The following is a 16240-nucleotide window of genomic DNA, read 5'->3' as shown; positions in this document are numbered from 1 at the left end:
ATGGCGGCTCCTCTCCGATTGCCGCTCGACGCGGCCCATTCATCCACAAAAATCTGACCGGGCGCTGCGCCCGGAGCCTGAAGACCCTTCGCCAGGAGCGAAGCGGCGCGGAGTATCTGCTCTCGCCGCAGGTCAACCCTTTTTCAGAAGAACACTTTCGAGGAGACTGCCAGTGAGTTTGAGCGTACTTTCCGCGTGGCGGAGAGCCGCCACCCTACTTGTTTGCCTGCTGTTGCTGATGACGGGCACGAGCTATCTGCATGCGCAAACGGGAACCGGAACCATTGAGGGTTCGGTGATGGACCAGACGGGCAAGAACATCAAGGGCGCGGCCGCCGCAGCCATTGATGCCGCGGGCCATGTGCGCAATGTGGCGACGGATGCCCGCGGCGCTTTCGTTTTCGAGGGGCTGCCGGCCGGTGTTTACACGGTGCAGGTGTCGGCTCCGGGATTTGCGACCGAGACGAGAAACATCGTCAAGGTGACGCCGGATGCGACGGAGAGCCTGCGCTTCAAGATGTCGATTGCCTCGGTATCGCAAGAGGTGAAGGTGGAAGCGGAGGCGGATAACTCGCTGGCCTCGCGCCTTTCGCCGGTGAAGTCGGTTCTGGACGCCGGATCGGCCCGCACGGAGATCACCAGCCAGTATGTGGAGAACTTCACGCAATCGGTGACCGACTTTGCCGATATTGTGCAGGCCGCGCCGGGTACGGTGAGCTGGAGCACGAATGGCGTGGGTCTGGGACAGGCGAAGATTTACTTTCGCGGCTTTGTGGATGACGACTACACGATGACGTGGGACGGGGTGCCGTTCAACGACTCGAATGACCCGAGCCATCACTCCTGGGCGTATGTGCCGGCGCCGGCGATCGGCTATGTGGACTTTGACCGCAGCCCGGGCACGGCGGCGGACATGGGTCCGTCCAACTATGGCGGATCGATTCACATGTTTTCGCCCGAGCTGCATCCCCAGCGGTCGTTCCGGATCTCGGAGTCGTACGGTTCGTTCAACACTAACCAGATTCTGGGCGAGTACTACTCGGGCTTGTTTGGGCCGGGGAAGAAGGCGAACTTCTGGCTGGAAGGCCACCACATGACGTCAGACGGTTACCAGACGGGCAACGACCAGCAGCGCACGGCGGCGACGGCGAAGTTCACTTATGACTTCTCAGACCGCAGCCACCTGGCGGCGATCAGCACAGTGGTGATTGTGGATTCGAATACGCCGGACGGCGACGCATACCGCTTCCAGATTGCCCAGCATGGGGACAACTTTCTGCTGGAGACGAACCGCTACAACAAGGATGGCAGCCTGAATGGCCTGTATAACAAGCTCTATAACTACCACGTGCCGACGGATTTTGAGATTGTGACCTACACGCATGACTGGGGCAAGGGCTGGAGACTGGAACTGAAGCCGTATGCCTATGCCTACTCGAATCATCAGCACTTCAACAGCAACCAGTACAGCGAGAGCGGGGACGACAACGGAAATCTCTCGGGCAACCCGATCACATCGACGAGCGGACTCGACAAGCTGAACCAGTATGTGAAGGGCGGCGCGATTGCCCACCTGAGCGATGCGTCGAAGTATGGCGTCTTCCGGGCGGGCGGCTGGTATGAGTACACGGGAACGCAGCGGTATCAGATTGCGTCGAATCCGCTGACGTGGCAGGACTCCAACCTGATTGGGAAGATCAAGTTTCACGAGTCGTTCATCACGCGCAGCGAGCAGCCGTATGCGGAGTATCAGTTCGTGGCGATTCCGCACCTGACGGTGACGGCCGGCGTGAAGGATGCGTATTACAACATGACGGTGAAGCAGTATGCCTCGTCGAAGAAGGTGGGCCTGCTGACGTGCAAGTCGACCGACACGACGGTGAGCTGCCCGGCGTATGTGATTCACGAGAAGGGCTACAACAACGTGCTGCCCTCGGTGGAGGTGAACTACCGGATTCACAACAACTGGTCGGTGTATGGGCAGTATGGCAAGGGCAGCATTATCCCGTTCAGCAGCGTGTTTGATGTGACGGGGGCGCAGGTGCAGGTGGCTCCGCCGCCGACGGTGGCCTCCACCTACCAGGGCGGCACGGTGCTGAAGCTGAACCGCGTGAGCATGGATGCGGATGTTTATCACATTCACTTTGTGAACCAGTACTCGAGCTACACCAACAAGGACGTGAATAGCCCGGACTACGACATCAGCTATTACTACGCGACGCCGCCCTCGAACACGAACGGATTGGAAGGCGAAGCCAACATCGCGTTTGGCCGTGGCGTGAGCCTGTTTCTCAACGGCACGCTGGGCGAAGCCAAGTATGAGGCGGCCGCCGCGACGGCGGCAACCGCAACTGCGCCGGCACAGGCGGCCAGCCCTTCGGCATGGGTGGCGCTGGCTCCTCACGACACCGAGACCATTGCGCCGACCTATCAGCGCGGTGGATGGAATGTGGGTTTTTTCAACAAGCGCGTAGGCACCCGCTGGGAAGATGATGGGGCCTATCACCAGAATGTGAAGCTGGACCCTTTCTGGATCAGCAACCTGTTCTTCAACTACACGATTCGCAACGGCTCGCGGTTTGATAACTCGAAGATCAAGCTGAGCTTTGGGAATCTGTTTGACCAGCACAACCTGGTGGACCTGAGCCCGGCGAACGGGGTGAGCGGCAACGGCGTGCTCTATACGCCCGACTCGCTGGACACACTGCAACTGCTGCCGGGCCGGAGCATCATGGTCAGCTTCCAGCTTGGCTTTGGGCCAAAGGGGCGGTAGTTCGAGCAGGACGTGGAAGTGCAAGCGGGAAGGCTCGCGGAGGACCGCGAGCCTTCTTTTATTTTGGAGAGGCGGCGTTAGTGGCGCGTGACCTTGAGGGGAACATTCAGGGTGCCCATGCGGCCGGTGGAGGTGTCCCAGACGGCGAGGTAGAGGTGATCGTGGCCTTTGGGCAGGCTGAGGGTCTGGGTGACGGCGAAGTCTCCGTTGGGATTTTGGCGCAGTTGGGCCGCGTTGAGTTGTAGCTGCAGCTTTTGCATCTGGTGGCCGAGGACGAGACCGGCATCGTTCATGACGACGGCGGCGGTGCCGACGGTGACGCGGGAATTGGCGGCGCCGGAGGGAGTGAAGTCCGCCGCGGGCAGAATGTATTGGACGGTGTAGGCGCGGGCGTAGCCGGGGATGCGGGTCTTCAGGGCCGAGCCCTCGGCGGCCGTGGCCGGCTGCACGTGCGCCTGGAAGATGATGGGCTGGCTGTGGGCGTCCGGCGGCGGGAGCGAGGTTTTCTTCGCCAGCAGGAGCGCCTTTTGCGAGGGGCTGAAGCCGGAGTCATCGACGTAATAGCCGTGACGGTAGCTGAGGTGATAGCCGTTGGTGACGGTGATGCGGACGTGATGCCAGCGGTCCTGGTGATGAATGTCGTTGGGCGTGTAGACGAGCGTGTAGTAATCGGCGCTGTGGTCGAGCACCTGGCGGGCGGCCTGCACGAGGCCGTTGGTGTTGATGAAGGCGTGGCCCCCGGTGACTTCAGCCGCCTGCAGCATGAGCTGGTGCTGGACGTGAATGTCATCGATGTACGCACCGCCGTTCGCCGCCTGTGTGAGGGGGCCTCCGGCCGGTACCTTTCCGGCATCCACGTTGGTGACGCCGTGGGAGCCGGACTGGCCTGATGGCAGGCCGGAGACCGGCTGGCCGCGCGCCACGGTGAGTCCGCGCAGGTCAATGGGATAGATGGCGATGCGTTCGGACTCGAGCGTGTTGTAGAGCGGATGCAGGTAGCCGTAGTTGCGGCTGGAGCCGATGCCGGGAAAGAGGTGCATGTTGGTTTCGGCAGTGAACCAGAGCACATTTTTGCGGCCGGGATACTGGCTGAGGTCGCCAGCAAGCTGCGCAAAGGTTGCGGCGTCGGTGTCGTAGTACCAGTCACTGTCGCGGAAGCGCGGCACGGTGCGCCGCACGGCGGCGAGCAGAAGGGTATGGCTGGTGGTGAAGTTCTGCATGAGCACGACACGCGGGCCGTTGGCGGAGTAGATGGCGAGCGGTTCGCAGGCGGGCAGATTTTTGATCAGGCGGATGAGCTCTTCGGACAGATATAGCTGGTCGACGAGGTCCGCGTCCTTGTTGTCGATGAGCACGATGTTGTAGGCCGCGGGGGGATGGGTGAGATAGCGGTTGCTGTAGATTCCGGGTGTGGTGGAGCTGGCGGCGACGGCGAGGTTCTGTCCGGCATGCGCGGTGAAGGAAGAGATGGTCTGCGGATGGTCGTCATCGTAGATATGGAAGTCTGCCTGGCGGAGATCTTTGACGGGATTGCCGTTGGCGTCAGTGACGGTAACGTCGGTGAGAACTTCGCGGACCTGCGTGTGGAGCGTGAAGGGCGGATGCGCGGGCTGCTGCTGGGCGTGGCCCGGGATGGCGGGCAGCAGGAGTGCGAGAGCGATCGAGAGAGCAGGGCGCAGCGGCATGGAAGCGTCTCCAGGATAGGCAGGGTTAACTCACGGGTAACATCGTACCGGATGGAGACGGATGCGCACGCCGATAAGACGCGCGCAGAGGCAGAGTTATCGTTGCCTTGCGAGCTGTTGAAATGGTCCGGTGATGCGGCCGGTCAGGCGTCCTGCCGGCAGATGCGGTCGGTCATGCGCTGGAAGTGATAGCCCATGACGGCGAGCGTCATCGCGGTGCGGAAGGAATGGCGGTAGCGCGTGATGGCGGCGAGCAGGAACTTCCAATAGCTGCGGCGATGAGGGCTGAGAATGCCCTGGCGCAGCAGCGAGGCGAGAAGCGCGCGCAGCTTGCTCAGCGAGAGCTGCGTGGCGGCTGGCGGCGGGCAGTGGGCAAGAAAGCGCAGCACGCGCTCGTAATAGGCATCGCAGGAGTAGATGCGTTCGAGCACCTGGCGGTATCCGCGGGTGAGACTGGCGGCGTTCATGCGGGGCAGAAAGTTGAGCTGGCCGCCGGTGTTGTTGCCGGTTCCGGATTCGAGGATGCGGCCCTCGCTGTGCAGGCGGCGGTAGAGCTGCGTGCCGGGGATGGCCTGCAGCAGGCCCACCATCGCGATAGGAATGGCGCTGGTCTGGATGAAATCGACGAGGCGGTCAAAGATGTCTTCGCGGTCGGTATCAAAGCCGAGAATGAAGCCGCCCATGACCTCAATGCCTCGCCGCTGAATGCGGCGGATGCTCTCGACGAGATCACGGCGGGTGTTCTGGAGCTTGCCGCTGGCGAGCAGGCTGGACTCATTGGGCGTTTCAATGCCGAGAAAGACGGAGGTGAACTGCGCGGCCTGCATGCCGTGGAGAAGATCAAGATCGTCGGCAAGATTGAGCGAGGCCTCGGTGATGAAGCGGAAGGGAAAGCCATGATCGGCCTGCCAGTCAGAGAGGGCGGCGAGCAGGGCTTTGGCGCGCGGCTTGTGGCCGATGAAGTTGTCGTCCACCAGGAAGACAGAGTCGCGCCAGCCGGCGGCGTAAAGCTGGTCCAGCTCGGCGAGCACCTGAGGAATGGGCTTGGTGCGCGGCTTGCGCCCGTAGATCTCAATGATGTCGCAGAACTCGCACTGAAAGGGGCACCCGCGCGAGCACTGGATGGTCATGGTGTTGTAGCGCTTCATGCGGATGAGGCTGAGATCGGGCAGCGGGCAGCGGTCCAGCAGCGGGCGCTCGCAGGCTTGATACACGGGGCGCGCGGTGTTGTTTTCAATGTCGCGGGCCAGATCGGAGACGATCTCCTCGGCCTCGCCGATGACGATGTGGGTGGCCGGCAGCATGGAGGGCGCGAGGCTCGAGGTGATGGGGCCGCCGATCACCGTGCGCAAGCCGCGCTCGCGGCAGCGGGCAAGCAACGCGTCGACCGCGCCGCGCTGCACGAGCATGGCGCTGATGAGCACCACATCGGCCCATGCCAGATGCGCCTCGGTGAGGCGCTCGACATTCATATCTACGAGGCGCTTGCGCCAGTGGCCGGGCAGCAGCGGCGCAATGGTCATGAGGCCGAGCGGCGGCTGGGCGGCGCGCTTGCCCTGAAATGAGAGCGCGTAGCGAAAGCTCCAGTAGGTATCTGGAATGGAGGGATAGACGAGCAGCGCGTTCAATGGCTTCTCCCCGGCAGCAAAAAAAGAGCGCGGAACTCCAGTGCGCCCTGTTCCCCAAGTGCAGCAGATAAAAGTGAATGTGGAACCAGAGTAGAGATTCTGGCTGCTTCCCGTTGTGATGAAGGTCACAATCAGCTCGAAAGGCCGTCAGGGGCACTCACAGCGTGGGCCGGGAATGGAATTCGCCGACTGGGGTGCGGCATCGCCGGTGAGCGGCTGGTAGTAGCGCTCGTCAGGATGCGCGCAGGAGTAGCAGAGAACGGCATCGCCGGAGCGCAGGAAGCGGTCGTAGCTGATGCCTTCTCCGCATTGGGAGCAGGCGACGCGCTCGCCTTTGTAGCCGGGCAACTCGCGCGGCTCTACCGTGACGGAGACCCAGGCTTCGGCGAAGAGGTCGGCATCGGGGAGCTCGCGGTAGGCGCGCATCTGCTGCTGATTTTTGTTTTCAATTTCGGGGTAGCGCTCGCGGGCGAGCTGCTTTGAGGACTCGAGCGCGGCAATGCGGAGGGCGCGGCCGGTGGAGAGATCGACAAAGGTCGCGGCCATCTTGCCCCAGTCGCGGAACTTGAGCGCGCGCTTGCCGAGGCGGCAGCCGGTGACGACGCCGATGGCGTCGGTGGCGCAGCGGTCGATCTCGACATAGGTGACAAGGCGCTTGCGGTCGTGGCCGCGCGGATCGCCGATGCCGAGGCGCTCGCAGCCGAGCATGGCCATGCGCACGCCGAGAATCTGGCCAGCGCAGAGATGGCCGTGAGCGATTTCAGCTTCGCGGAGGAGCGCGTCGAGGGAGTCCATGGATTCAGTTTAGCTGCTAGCTGTTAGCTCCTAGCTCATTGGCGCATTGGCCGCCGGTCGCCCCGGATACACGGAACGGTTCGTCTCGCTGGGGGCAGGCTTGGGCGCGCCCGGATTTGAATGAGAGACCCTGCAGACGCGGGCCAGGACTGAGAATTGGGGACTGACAACTGGGGACTGAAACCTAATGCTCAGGAGCTAAAAGCTAGCAGCTAAGAGCTAACAGCTATCCAGCAACTACCTTCAAGGAATAGGCACTGAGGATGTGGTGTTGTCTGCGCTCGGTACGGGAGCGGCGAAGCCGTTGTCGATGCTGTAGGTGATGGGCGTGGCGTCGGTGGGCAGAAAGCTGACGCGCAGCGGGTCGAGCTGCCAGTTGGCCGGGGCGCAGACCGGCGTGGGATGGTTGGCCGGATCAAAGGCCGAGAGCTTTTTCGAGACGAGCGGCTTGCGGGTGCCCACCTCGGCAACGATGGCGTAGACCAGCTTGCCGCCAGTGTGCAGGCCGCAGTAGGCGGCGTAATCGCGGAACCACGTCACACTGGAGACGAGCGGATCGAAATCGGGCAGATGCAGCTCGGCGACGCGGCCGGTGGTGCGGTGGACGAGCAGCCAGGGGCCAAGCTGCCAGATCCAGCGGGGGTGCGGGTCTGTGGGCAGCGAATCGTTGACACGCAGGGCCTCGCGCACGGTAAAGGTGGTGGCGGTGACCAGGTGGACGTCGCCGGTGGTCCATTGGGCGATGCGGCCATCGACGATCAGCGGGCGGATGCGAAGCTGTGTCTGGGCCGGGGCGGCTGCGTCGGGATCAGCGGTGTAGGGGACCGGCCGGAATGCTCCCAGACCGACGGAATGGATGCGCGGGGCGCGAGCCTTGTGCTCCTTTGCTTTTGCTTTATGCGTCGCTGCGCCGAGAGGGATGGGCAGCAGAAGGCAGAGCAGCAGCGCCGGCAAAGCGCCGGGAAGCGAAGTGCGAACGGAGCGGGGCATGGCGCGAGCCTAGAAGGCGCACGGGGTGAGAGAAAGGTCACGGGGGTAATGGGGGGAGTTGTCAGTTGTCGGTTGTCAGTCCCCGGTTGCCAGTTGTCAGTTCTCAGTTTTCAGTCTGGGGGGCTGGTTTTTAGCTCCTCGTTCTTAGCTTTTAGCTCCTAGCTTTTAGCCTTTAGCTTTTAGCTCATTGGCCGCGGGTTGCATTGCTCCCCCGGGTCCGAACACACGGACCCGGGGCACCCGGATTGGGGTGAGGAGCGTGCATGATGGCTCGGGGTCTGACAGGCGCAGGCTGGGGACCAAAAGCTAGCAGCTAGAAGCTAAGAGCTAAAAGCTATCTGAAAACTGACGACTGGGGACTGAAAACTGGGACCAAAGCCGAAGGTCCAGGAGCTAAAAGCTAAAAGCTAGCAGCTAAGAGCTACTTTCACGAGCCGCCGTTGAAGGCTTGCGTGGTCTGCGAGGGGGAAGATGCCGCGGCGGGCTGGGAGGCGGAGCTGCTGACGCGGTTGTTGACGTATTGCCAGACGAACCAGCCGGAGACGGCGAGCATGGCGACCAGCATGGCGACGCCGGCCCAGCGGAGCCGGAAGAGGGAGTTGCGGTCTTTGTGGGGACGGTTGCGGCCGACGTTTTCAGCAAACTCGACCCAGTGAACGTCGTCGTCCTTCATCTGTCCGCTTTCACGGTAGGCCTGCATGAAGCGGTCGATCCAGGTGGCTTCGTCGAGGCCGACGGCGCGCGCGTAGTCGCGGACGATGCCTTTGTTGAAAACGCCCCCGGGCAGCAGGTCAAAGTGGTCCTCTTCGAGCGATTGCAGGTGGCGGCTGGCCACCTTGGTCGTCTCGACGATCATCTGGAGCGAGATACCGCGCCGTTCACGCTCCTGCCGTAGCTCTTCGCCGAAGTGAATCATGCGTTTACATCCCGGACAGCCTCTTATCCGCTGAGGAGAAAAGGGTTACCGCGAGCTTTTCTCCACCGTAGAACATGACAAGGTTATCGTCAAAAAGAATATTCAATGAATCGCCTTTTTCGGGTATTCGAATCCATTTTGGTAACCTTCATTTCCAATTTGGATATCGCTTGGGAGATCCAGGCGATGCATCGTTAGTTGTGCTTTCGGCGGATTCTGGAATTTCTTTAGGGATGAGGCGCCGGAGTAAGCAAATATTTTTTGATCTGGAGCGTATGGGAGGGTGTCGGGTCTGGGGAATTTTTCGGGTTGAGGCCGAGGTGTCCGATGCCGCATCCAAGGTGGAAGGGGCTGCTTTGTTACACTGAGCCTTGCGTCCCGCACGCGTGTTTCTCCCTTTAATCCCATGAACAAGCTGGTTGTCGGCAACATTCTGCATCGCCCTCTGCGCACCGTGATCACGGCGCTGGCCGTTGGCATTGAAGTGGTCATGATTCTCACGATTGTGGGCGTCATGATCGGCACGCTCCAGAACTCGCAGAGCGAGCACAACGGCATTGGCGCGGACCTGATTGTGCAGCCGCCGAGCGCGAGCTTCATCACGGGCATTGGCGGCGCTCCGGAGCCGATTGCCGTGGCCGGGGTGCTGGCGAAGCTGCCGCACGTGGCGGTGGTGGCTCCGGTGACGACCAACCTGAGCACGGTGGGGTCGGTGGAGAACATCTGGGGCATCGACTTCAAGAGCTACAACGCGCTGAAGCCGTTTGTGTTCCTGGCGGGCGGGCCGTTTCAGGGGCCGGATGACGTCATTATTGATGACATTTTTGCCCGGACGGGCGGCGGACGCCACGTGGGGCAGACGTTGATCGTCGAAGGCCGGGCCTTCAAGATTTGTGGGATCGTGCAGCATGGCAAGGGCGGGCGCAAGTTTATCCCGATCAAGACGCTGGACAATATTATCGGGAACCCGGACCATGCCTCGCTCTTCTATATCAAGAGCGACGACACGAAGAACAACGGACTGATTGAGCAGGAGATCAAGAATACGCCGGGGCTCGCGACCTTCAAGGTGCAGACGATGGAGCAACTGGTGTCGCTGCTGACGCCCTCGCACCTGCCGGGATTTCAGGCGGCGATGGACAGCGTGATCGGGATCGCGATGATCGTGGGCTTCCTGGTGATCTTCCAGTCGATGTACACGGCGGTGATGGAGCGGACGCGGGAGATCGGCATTCTGAAGTCGCTGGGCGCGTCGAAGCTCTACATTCTGGATGCGATTTTGCGCGAGGCGGGGTTGATTGCCGCCGTGGGCACGATTGCAGGCATGCTGATGACGCTGGCGGTGAGGGCTGCGATCTGGCACTTCAACCCGGCATTTTCGTTCGGCATTCCGGGGGCCTGGTGGGGCATTGCGGCGGCGATTGCCGTGGTGGGGGCGCTGCTGGGGTCGCTGTATCCGGCATGGAAGGCGGCGCGGAAGGACCCGATCGACGCGCTGGCGTATGAATAGGACTGGCCGTCCAGGCGGACGCGCCTTCGGCGCCAAGACCGCATTCCGGTTTGAGAAGGCATCATGACCCGGCGCAGGCTACGCCGGAAGGAATCTCTGCCGTCGTTTTCAGGATTGAGTGAGGAAAGAAATGGTTGAAACCGGCGAGGCTCGGCGTGGCTGAGCGGATGCGTGTGATTGGCGGCGGGCTGGCCGGGCCTGAGGCTGCGCTGATGGCAGCGCGGATGGGCGCGGACGTGGACCTGTACGAGATGCGCCCGGTGCGGCAGACTCCGGCGCACCAGACGGCGGACTTTGGCGAGCTGGTGTGCTCGAATTCGCTGAAATCAGAGAGTGAAAATACGGCCCCGTGGCTGCTGAAGCAGGAGATGCGGCGGGCGGGCTCGCCGCTGCTTCAGTGCGCGGATGCGGCGGCGGTTCCGGCCGGGCATGCGCTGGCGGTGGACCGCGAGGAGTTTTCGCGGCGCATTACGGCGGCGATTGCGGCCGAGCCGCGCATCACGGTGCATCGCGAAGAGGTGACCGAGCTTGACCCGGAGGGGCCGGTCACGGTGCTGGCGAGCGGTCCGCTGACGTCTTCGGCGCTGTCAGAGGAGATTGCGCGGCTGACCGGGCAGGAACATCTGGCGTTTTATGACTCGATCAGCCCGATTGTGGATGCCGAGTCGATCGACATGGACCGGGTCTATTTTGCGGCGCGATGGGACAAGGGCACGGCGGATTACATCAACTGCCCGATGAATCGCGAGGAGTACGACCGCTTTTATGACGCGCTGGTGAGCGCCGAGACGGTCAAGGAGAAGGACTGGGAGAAGCTCGATTACTTTGAGGGCTGCCTGCCGATTGAGGAGCTGGCGCGGCGCGGGCGCGACACGCTGCGGTTTGGGCCGATGAAGCCGGTGGGGCTGCGCGATCCGCGCACGGGGCAGACGCCGTGGGCGGTGGTGCAGTTGCGGTGCGAGAATCTGCGGGCGGACTCGTACAACCTGGTGGGTTTTCAGAATCACCTGAAGTATGGCGAGCAGGCGCGGATTCTCAGGATGATTCCGGGCCTGGAGAATGCGAAGTTTCTGCGCTACGGGCAGATTCACCGCAACACGTACATTCAGGCTCCGGCGGTGCTGGCCGGGCGGCTGCATTTCAAGGCGCATCCGCGTGTGTTTGTGGCGGGGCAGCTTTCGGGCGTCGAGGGCTATACGGAGTCGATGGGCATGGGGCTGCTGGCGGGCATTTATGCGGCGGCCGCGGCGATGGGGCGCGAGGTGGCGGAGATTCCGCGAGGCACGGCGCTGGGCTCGCTGGTGAACTACATCACGCATGCGGAGCTGAAGCGCTTCCAGCCGGCGAATATCACCTTTGACCTGCTGGAGCCGCTCGAGGAAGAGACGCGGCGCAAGGTGCGCGACAAGAAGGAGCGGCACCGGATGGTCTGCGAGCGGGCGCTCGCGAAGTTTGATGCGTGGTGGAGTGGTCTGGCGCGGTGATGGGCCAGGCCGCCGCGGGTCTCGCCGCCGCAGGTCCTGCCCGGCCGGGCAGGACGCGCATGTTAGGCTGAATCAAGAGATGTTGCGTCTGGACCTCCCATTCCGCAGGCTGCAGTCCACTCCAGTATGAGTGGCGCGCCCTTCTGTCTCTGATCCGTTTCTTCCTTTTCCTTTGATTTCTTGAGGCGGGCTCTTGCTGAGTCTTCCCCTTTTCCGGCGATCCCTGCCTGTGTCCTCGGTGGATCGCGCTTGGAGCTTATATTGTCTTTCTCCTCTATGACTGCTTCGGTCATCGAAGCTAAAGTTGACATTCTTTCTGGTGTGACCGTGGCCCTGGCTCTGGTGCCGGAGGCGCTTGCCTTTGCGCTGGTGGCGCATGTGAATCCGCTGGTGGGTTTGTATGCGGCCTTCATGATGTGCCTGATTACGGCGGCGTTCGGCGGGCGTCCGGGCATGATTTCCGGCGCGACCGGCTCGATGGCCGTGGTGATGGTGGCGCTGGTGGTGCAGCATGGCGTGCAGTATCTGTTTGCCACGATTGTGCTGGCCGGCGTGCTGCAACTGGCGTTCGGGTTGCTGCGTCTGGGCAAGTTCATTCGCATGGTGCCGCACCCGGTGATGCTGGGCTTTGTGAATGGACTGGCGATTGTGATTGCGCTGGCGCAACTGGGCCACTTCAAGGTGAAGGACGCGGCGGGCCATCTGCACTGGGTGACCGGGCGGCCGCTGCTGGTGATGATCGGGCTGATCGTTGTGACGATGGTGATCATCTATCTGCTGCCGAAGCTGACAAAGGCCGCGCCGGCGGCGCTGGTGGCGATTATCACGGTGGCGCTGCTTTCCGCGATGCTGGGCATTCACACGCTGACGGTGGGCGACATGGCGTCGATTCATGGCGGGCTGCCGAAGTTTCACATCGCCGATGTGCCGTGGAATCTGGCGACGCTGAAGATCATTGTGCCGTATGCGTTCATTCTGGCCGGGGTGGGATTGATTGAGACGTTGCTCACGCTGAACCTGGTGGACGACATCACGGGCACGCGCGGGCGGCCGAATCGTGAGTGCCTGGCGCAGGGCGCGGCCAACATTGTGTGCGGATTTTTTGGCGGGATGGGCGGCTGCGCAATGATCGGGCAGACGATGATCAACATCAATGCGGGCGCGCGGCGGCGGCTCTCCGGCATTGTGGCGGGGCTGTGCCTGCTGAGCTTCATCCTGTTCACTTCGTCGCTGATCGAGCGCATTCCCATCGCGGCGCTGGTGGGCGTGATGTTTGTGGTCTCAGAGAAGACCTTCGAGTGGGGCACCTTCCGTGCGATTGGCAAGGTTCCCCGGCAGGATATTTTTGTGGTGGCCACGGTGACACTGGTGACCGTGTTTACCAATCTCGCGACCGCGGTGGTGCTGGGCATTCTGATTTCGGCGCTGGTATTTGCCTGGGAGCATGCCAAGCAGATTGGCGTAAAGACGCGCATGGATGAAGAGGGGCGCAAGATTTATGAGCTGACGGGCACGGTGTTCTTTGCCTCGACGGCGAGCTTTCAGGAGCTGTTCACTCCGCAGGATGACCCGGAAGATGTGATTGTGGAGTTTCGGCATGCGAAGGTGATGGATCACTCGGCGCTGGAGGCGATTGACGGGCTCGCGGGCAAATATGAGCAGATTGGCAAGCGGCTGCATCTGCGCCACCTGAGTCCGGACTGCTATGAGCTGCTGCGGCGCGCGCAGTCGATGGTCGAGGTGAATGTGCTGGAGGACCCGCGCTATCATGTGGCCGATGACCAGATTAGTTGACCAGATCAGTTGAGGCTGGGGTAAGGGCTTAGGCATGAGGGCAGCGCAGCGCGCTGCCCTCATGCTTTTGGCGGCGCAAAGAGCATGCGGGGTGCGCCGGTCCAGAAGCGGTTGTTGAGGCGCGTCAGTGGTCCGGGGCGGCGGCCGTGCAGCCGGGCGTGGGCTTCGCGATAAGGCCCGACGAAGCGCACGGGCGCGGGCCAGTGGCGGTAGCTGGCAGCGAGATAGCGGAGGGCGCGCCGGGCGGTGGCGTCGGTGTGCGCGCGGGAATCCGCCGGGCCGAAGGCCGGACCAAACGCTGGCGCGAAGGCGGTCCGGAGCGGTTCCGGCATCCAGTAAGCGGTGAGGGCACGATACCAGCCGGGGACGGGCAGCCAGGTTCCGGTGCCGTGCAGGACGCCGTGGGCGAGGTCGAGGGCGAGCGGGGCGACGCTGAGTTGGCTGGATGAGATCATGACGGCGAAGTAGCGCTGGAAGGCGCTCCAGCTTGCAGGCAGCGCGGCGGCGGGGATGCCGAAGAGTGCGGCCAGGCGCAGGCTGTCGGCGTAGTATTGCTCACGCTCGGCTGCGGTGAGCGGCGCCAGCACGGCATCGTGGGCGACCAGGGCGCTCTCGACCAGCGTGGCAAAGACCCAGAGCAGCGCTTCGACTTCATTGGCCATGTAGGGCGAGCCCTGCGCGTGGCTGCCGGCGGTTTCAGGCAGCGTGCCCTGAATGCGGGTATGCAGACCGTAGAGATGGCGCGAGGCGGCGAGCGCCTGCTGCGTTGTGCCGAAGACCATGGGAAAGACGAGCCGGAAGGTATTGTGAAAGCGGGCCAGCGGGTCGCGCCGAATGGAGGAGTGCTGATCGAGCGCGACGGCCACCCAGGGATGGGCGAGCTGCAGCAGCGAGGCGCGTCCGGCGGCGAGAAAGAGCGCCGACTCGCGATTGACGCGCCAGCTCAGGGAGGCAGGCCCGAAGAGTCCGTGGGCGGGCGGCGAGGAATGGCTCGCGGCGGCCTGTGAGCGCGTGGCGAAGTCGTGCGGGGTGACCGGCTGCATGCCTTAGCTTAGACGGGCGCTGTTTGACCGAAGGTGGCTGCGAAAAGGAGAGGGAAGGCGGGCAATTTTGCGCGAAAGTGCAGGAACCTGCGGGGATGTGCGCGCGTATTGCAAGATGATCCTCCGCTGAGACCTTTCGAGGTATTTCGAGTGTAACGAGGTGCGCGATGCGCGATCCGTGGTGGATGCACGTTCTGCTGGGGATTCACGTGACGGCCGGAGGGATGGCCTTTGTGCTGGCTCCGCTGGCGCTGGTGACTGCCAAGGGCGGCAAGGCGCACCGGCGCTGGGGAAAGCTCTATTTCTGGGCGATGACGGTGGTTGCGGCTACGGCGCTGGCGATGGCGGTGTATCGGCCCACGCTGTTTCTGGCGCTGGTGGCGGTGTTCAGCTTCTATCTTTCGTTCAGCGGCTATCGAGTGCTGGCGCAAAAGGCGGCGTGGAAGGACGAACGGGTCGCAGGCCTTGTGGATTGGGGCGTGGCTGTCTTCAGCTTTGCGGCGAGCGCGGGTCTGGCGGTTTGCGGAGCGTTTCGCCCGGAGCTGGTGCAGGGTCTAGGGATTCCGGCGATTATTTTTGGCCTGATCGGCATGCGGTTCGCGGGCCGGACGATGTGGGGCTTTCTGCATCCTCCCAGGGAAAAGATGTTCTGGTGGTATGCGCACCTGCAGGGCATGATCGGCAGCTACATCGCGGCGTGGACGGCCTTTTGCGTGGTGACCGTGGGGCCGCTGCTGCATGGGGCGTGGTGGGTATGGATTGTGCCGATCATGATTGGCGTGCCTGCGATCATCGTGACGACGGCGTATTACAAGCGCAAATTTGCCGTGAAGGCCGCTGCCGTATAGTGCTGGGCGGCCGGGCGCGCGGCGCGGTATCCTGAAAGAGATGACCCCGAAGCGTGAACGAGCGGTGGTATGTCTTTCCGGCGGGATGGACTCGTGTGTGTGCGCGGCGATTGCGGCGCGGGATTATGAGCCTTACGCCATCCACTTCAGCTATGGGCAGCGGACGGAGGCGCGCGAGCTGGTCTCGGCGCGCAGCGTGGCCGAGCGGCTGGGCTTCAAAGATCTTCTGCACTTGAAGATCGATCTTTTCCGTCGCATCGGCGGGTCGGCGCTGACGGACACGAGCATTGACGTGCCGAAGGCTCCGGCCGAAGAAGCCGCGATTGGCGCGGAGATTCCGGTGACGTATGTGCCTTTCAGGAATGCGCATTTTCTGGCGGCGGCGGTGAGCTGGGCCGAGGTGCTGGGCGCGTCGAAGATTGTGATTGGGGCGGTGGAGCAGGATAGTTCGGGGTATCCGGACTGCCGGCCCGCCTATTATGAGGCTTTTCAGCATCTGATAGAGACAGGCACGAAAGAGGGTTCGATTCGGGTGGAGACGCCGTTGATTCAACTGCGGAAGCGGGAGATCGTGCGTCTCGGCCTTGAACTGGGTGCTCCGCTGGATTTAACGTGGTCGTGCTACTCCGGCGCGGAAGAGGCTTGCGGCGAATGCGAAAGCTGCGTGCTTCGTCTGCGCGCCTTTGAGGAAGCGGATGCTGTTGATCCGATTCCGTACGCCCATCGATAAAATAAACGGGTTCAAGCAGTAAAGAGCCGCGCAGTCAGCAAGCA

12 protein-coding genes are annotated in these 16240 nt (G+C 62.6%); 6 read left to right on the top strand and 6 right to left on the bottom strand.

Translation table 11 applies throughout. The annotated features are described in order from the left end of the window. Positions 1-178 precede the first annotated feature (178 nt). Complete coding sequence (locus ACP_RS08915) at positions 179-2773, top strand: TonB-dependent receptor (RefSeq protein WP_148215101.1); 2595 nt, start codon at positions 179-181, stop codon at positions 2771-2773. A gap of 77 nt (positions 2774-2850) precedes the next feature. Here the strand turns inward: ACP_RS08915 and ACP_RS08910 are convergent, their stop codons facing one another. From ACP_RS08910 to ACP_RS17355, 5 genes are all read right to left on the bottom strand, one after another. Beyond that, the gene (locus tag ACP_RS08910) at positions 2851-4458 is read right to left on the bottom strand and encodes a VWA domain-containing protein (protein ID WP_015896975.1); all 1608 of its coding nucleotides are present in this window, start codon (positions 4456-4458) and stop codon (positions 2851-2853) included. 143 nt (positions 4459-4601) lie between these two features. Then, entirely contained in the window at positions 4602-6086 is a 1485-nt protein-coding gene (locus ACP_RS08905; RefSeq protein WP_015896974.1) for a B12-binding domain-containing radical SAM protein, read from the bottom strand. A 147-nt stretch (positions 6087-6233) separates the two neighbouring features. Next, entirely contained in the window at positions 6234-6881 is a 648-nt protein-coding gene (locus ACP_RS08900; protein ID WP_015896973.1) for an FmdE family protein, read from the bottom strand. 243 nt (positions 6882-7124) lie between these two features. After that, a complete protein-coding gene (locus ACP_RS08895; protein WP_015896972.1) occupies positions 7125-7871 on the bottom strand; it encodes a hypothetical protein in 747 nt (248 codons plus the stop codon). 427 nt (positions 7872-8298) lie between these two features. Further along, a complete protein-coding gene (locus ACP_RS17355; protein WP_052294763.1) occupies positions 8299-8787 on the bottom strand; it encodes a helix-turn-helix domain-containing protein in 489 nt (162 codons plus the stop codon). A 406-nt stretch (positions 8788-9193) separates the two neighbouring features. Between ACP_RS17355 and ACP_RS08885 the strand changes: the two genes are divergently transcribed. The 3 genes from ACP_RS08885 (at position 9194) to ACP_RS08875 (ending at position 13575) form a co-directional block, all read left to right on the top strand. Further along, positions 9194-10297 (top strand): ABC transporter permease, encoded by a 1104-nt coding sequence (locus ACP_RS08885; RefSeq protein WP_015896971.1) that lies wholly within the window; start codon positions 9194-9196, stop codon positions 10295-10297. Between the two features lie 167 nt (positions 10298-10464). After that, a complete protein-coding gene (trmFO, locus tag ACP_RS08880; protein ID WP_041840129.1) occupies positions 10465-11781 on the top strand; it encodes a methylenetetrahydrofolate--tRNA-(uracil(54)-C(5))-methyltransferase (FADH(2)-oxidizing) TrmFO in 1317 nt (438 codons plus the stop codon). A gap of 261 nt (positions 11782-12042) precedes the next feature. Next, positions 12043-13575, top strand: coding sequence for a SulP family inorganic anion transporter (locus tag ACP_RS08875; protein WP_015896969.1), 1533 nt, complete (start codon positions 12043-12045; stop codon positions 13573-13575). A 59-nt stretch (positions 13576-13634) separates the two neighbouring features. Here the strand turns inward: ACP_RS08875 and ACP_RS08870 are convergent, their stop codons facing one another. After that, entirely contained in the window at positions 13635-14618 is a 984-nt protein-coding gene (locus ACP_RS08870) for an oxygenase MpaB family protein (RefSeq protein ID WP_015896968.1), read from the bottom strand. 167 nt (positions 14619-14785) lie between these two features. Here ACP_RS08870 and ACP_RS08865 point away from each other — a divergent pair, with 167 nt between their 5' ends. Both ACP_RS08865 and queC read left to right on the top strand, forming a co-directional pair. After that, positions 14786-15466, top strand: coding sequence for a DUF2306 domain-containing protein (locus ACP_RS08865; RefSeq protein WP_015896967.1), 681 nt, complete (start codon positions 14786-14788; stop codon positions 15464-15466). Positions 15467-15506: 40 nt separating this feature from the next. Further along, the gene (gene queC / locus ACP_RS08860) at positions 15507-16196 is read left to right on the top strand and encodes a 7-cyano-7-deazaguanine synthase QueC (protein WP_015896966.1); all 690 of its coding nucleotides are present in this window, start codon (positions 15507-15509) and stop codon (positions 16194-16196) included. The last annotated feature ends 44 nt before the right edge of the window (positions 16197-16240 follow it).

This window comes from Acidobacterium capsulatum ATCC 51196 (assembly GCF_000022565.1).
GTDB lineage: Bacteria > Acidobacteriota > Terriglobia > Terriglobales > Acidobacteriaceae > Acidobacterium > Acidobacterium capsulatum.
This window is presented reverse-complemented; position numbering and strand designations above follow the sequence as displayed.

Excerpts from the sequence above, each read along its gene's own strand:
- ACP_RS08910 (WP_015896975.1), bottom strand. The coding sequence starts at position 4,458 with ATGCCGCTGCGCCCTGCTCTCTCGATCGCTCTCGCACTCCTGCTGCCC.
- ACP_RS08900 (WP_015896973.1), bottom strand. The coding sequence starts at position 6,881 with ATGGACTCCCTCGACGCGCTCCTCCGCGAAGCTGAAATCGCTCACGGC.
- ACP_RS08895 (WP_015896972.1), bottom strand. The coding sequence starts at position 7,871 with ATGCCCCGCTCCGTTCGCACTTCGCTTCCCGGCGCTTTGCCGGCGCTG.
- ACP_RS17355 (WP_052294763.1), bottom strand. The coding sequence starts at position 8,787 with ATGATTCACTTCGGCGAAGAGCTACGGCAGGAGCGTGAACGGCGCGGT.
- ACP_RS08885 (WP_015896971.1), top strand. The coding sequence starts at position 9,194 with ATGAACAAGCTGGTTGTCGGCAACATTCTGCATCGCCCTCTGCGCACC.
- trmFO (WP_041840129.1), top strand. The coding sequence starts at position 10,465 with ATGCGTGTGATTGGCGGCGGGCTGGCCGGGCCTGAGGCTGCGCTGATG.
- ACP_RS08870 (WP_015896968.1), bottom strand. The coding sequence starts at position 14,618 with ATGCAGCCGGTCACCCCGCACGACTTCGCCACGCGCTCACAGGCCGCC.
- ACP_RS08865 (WP_015896967.1), top strand. The coding sequence starts at position 14,786 with ATGCGCGATCCGTGGTGGATGCACGTTCTGCTGGGGATTCACGTGACG.
- queC (WP_015896966.1), top strand. The coding sequence starts at position 15,507 with ATGACCCCGAAGCGTGAACGAGCGGTGGTATGTCTTTCCGGCGGGATG.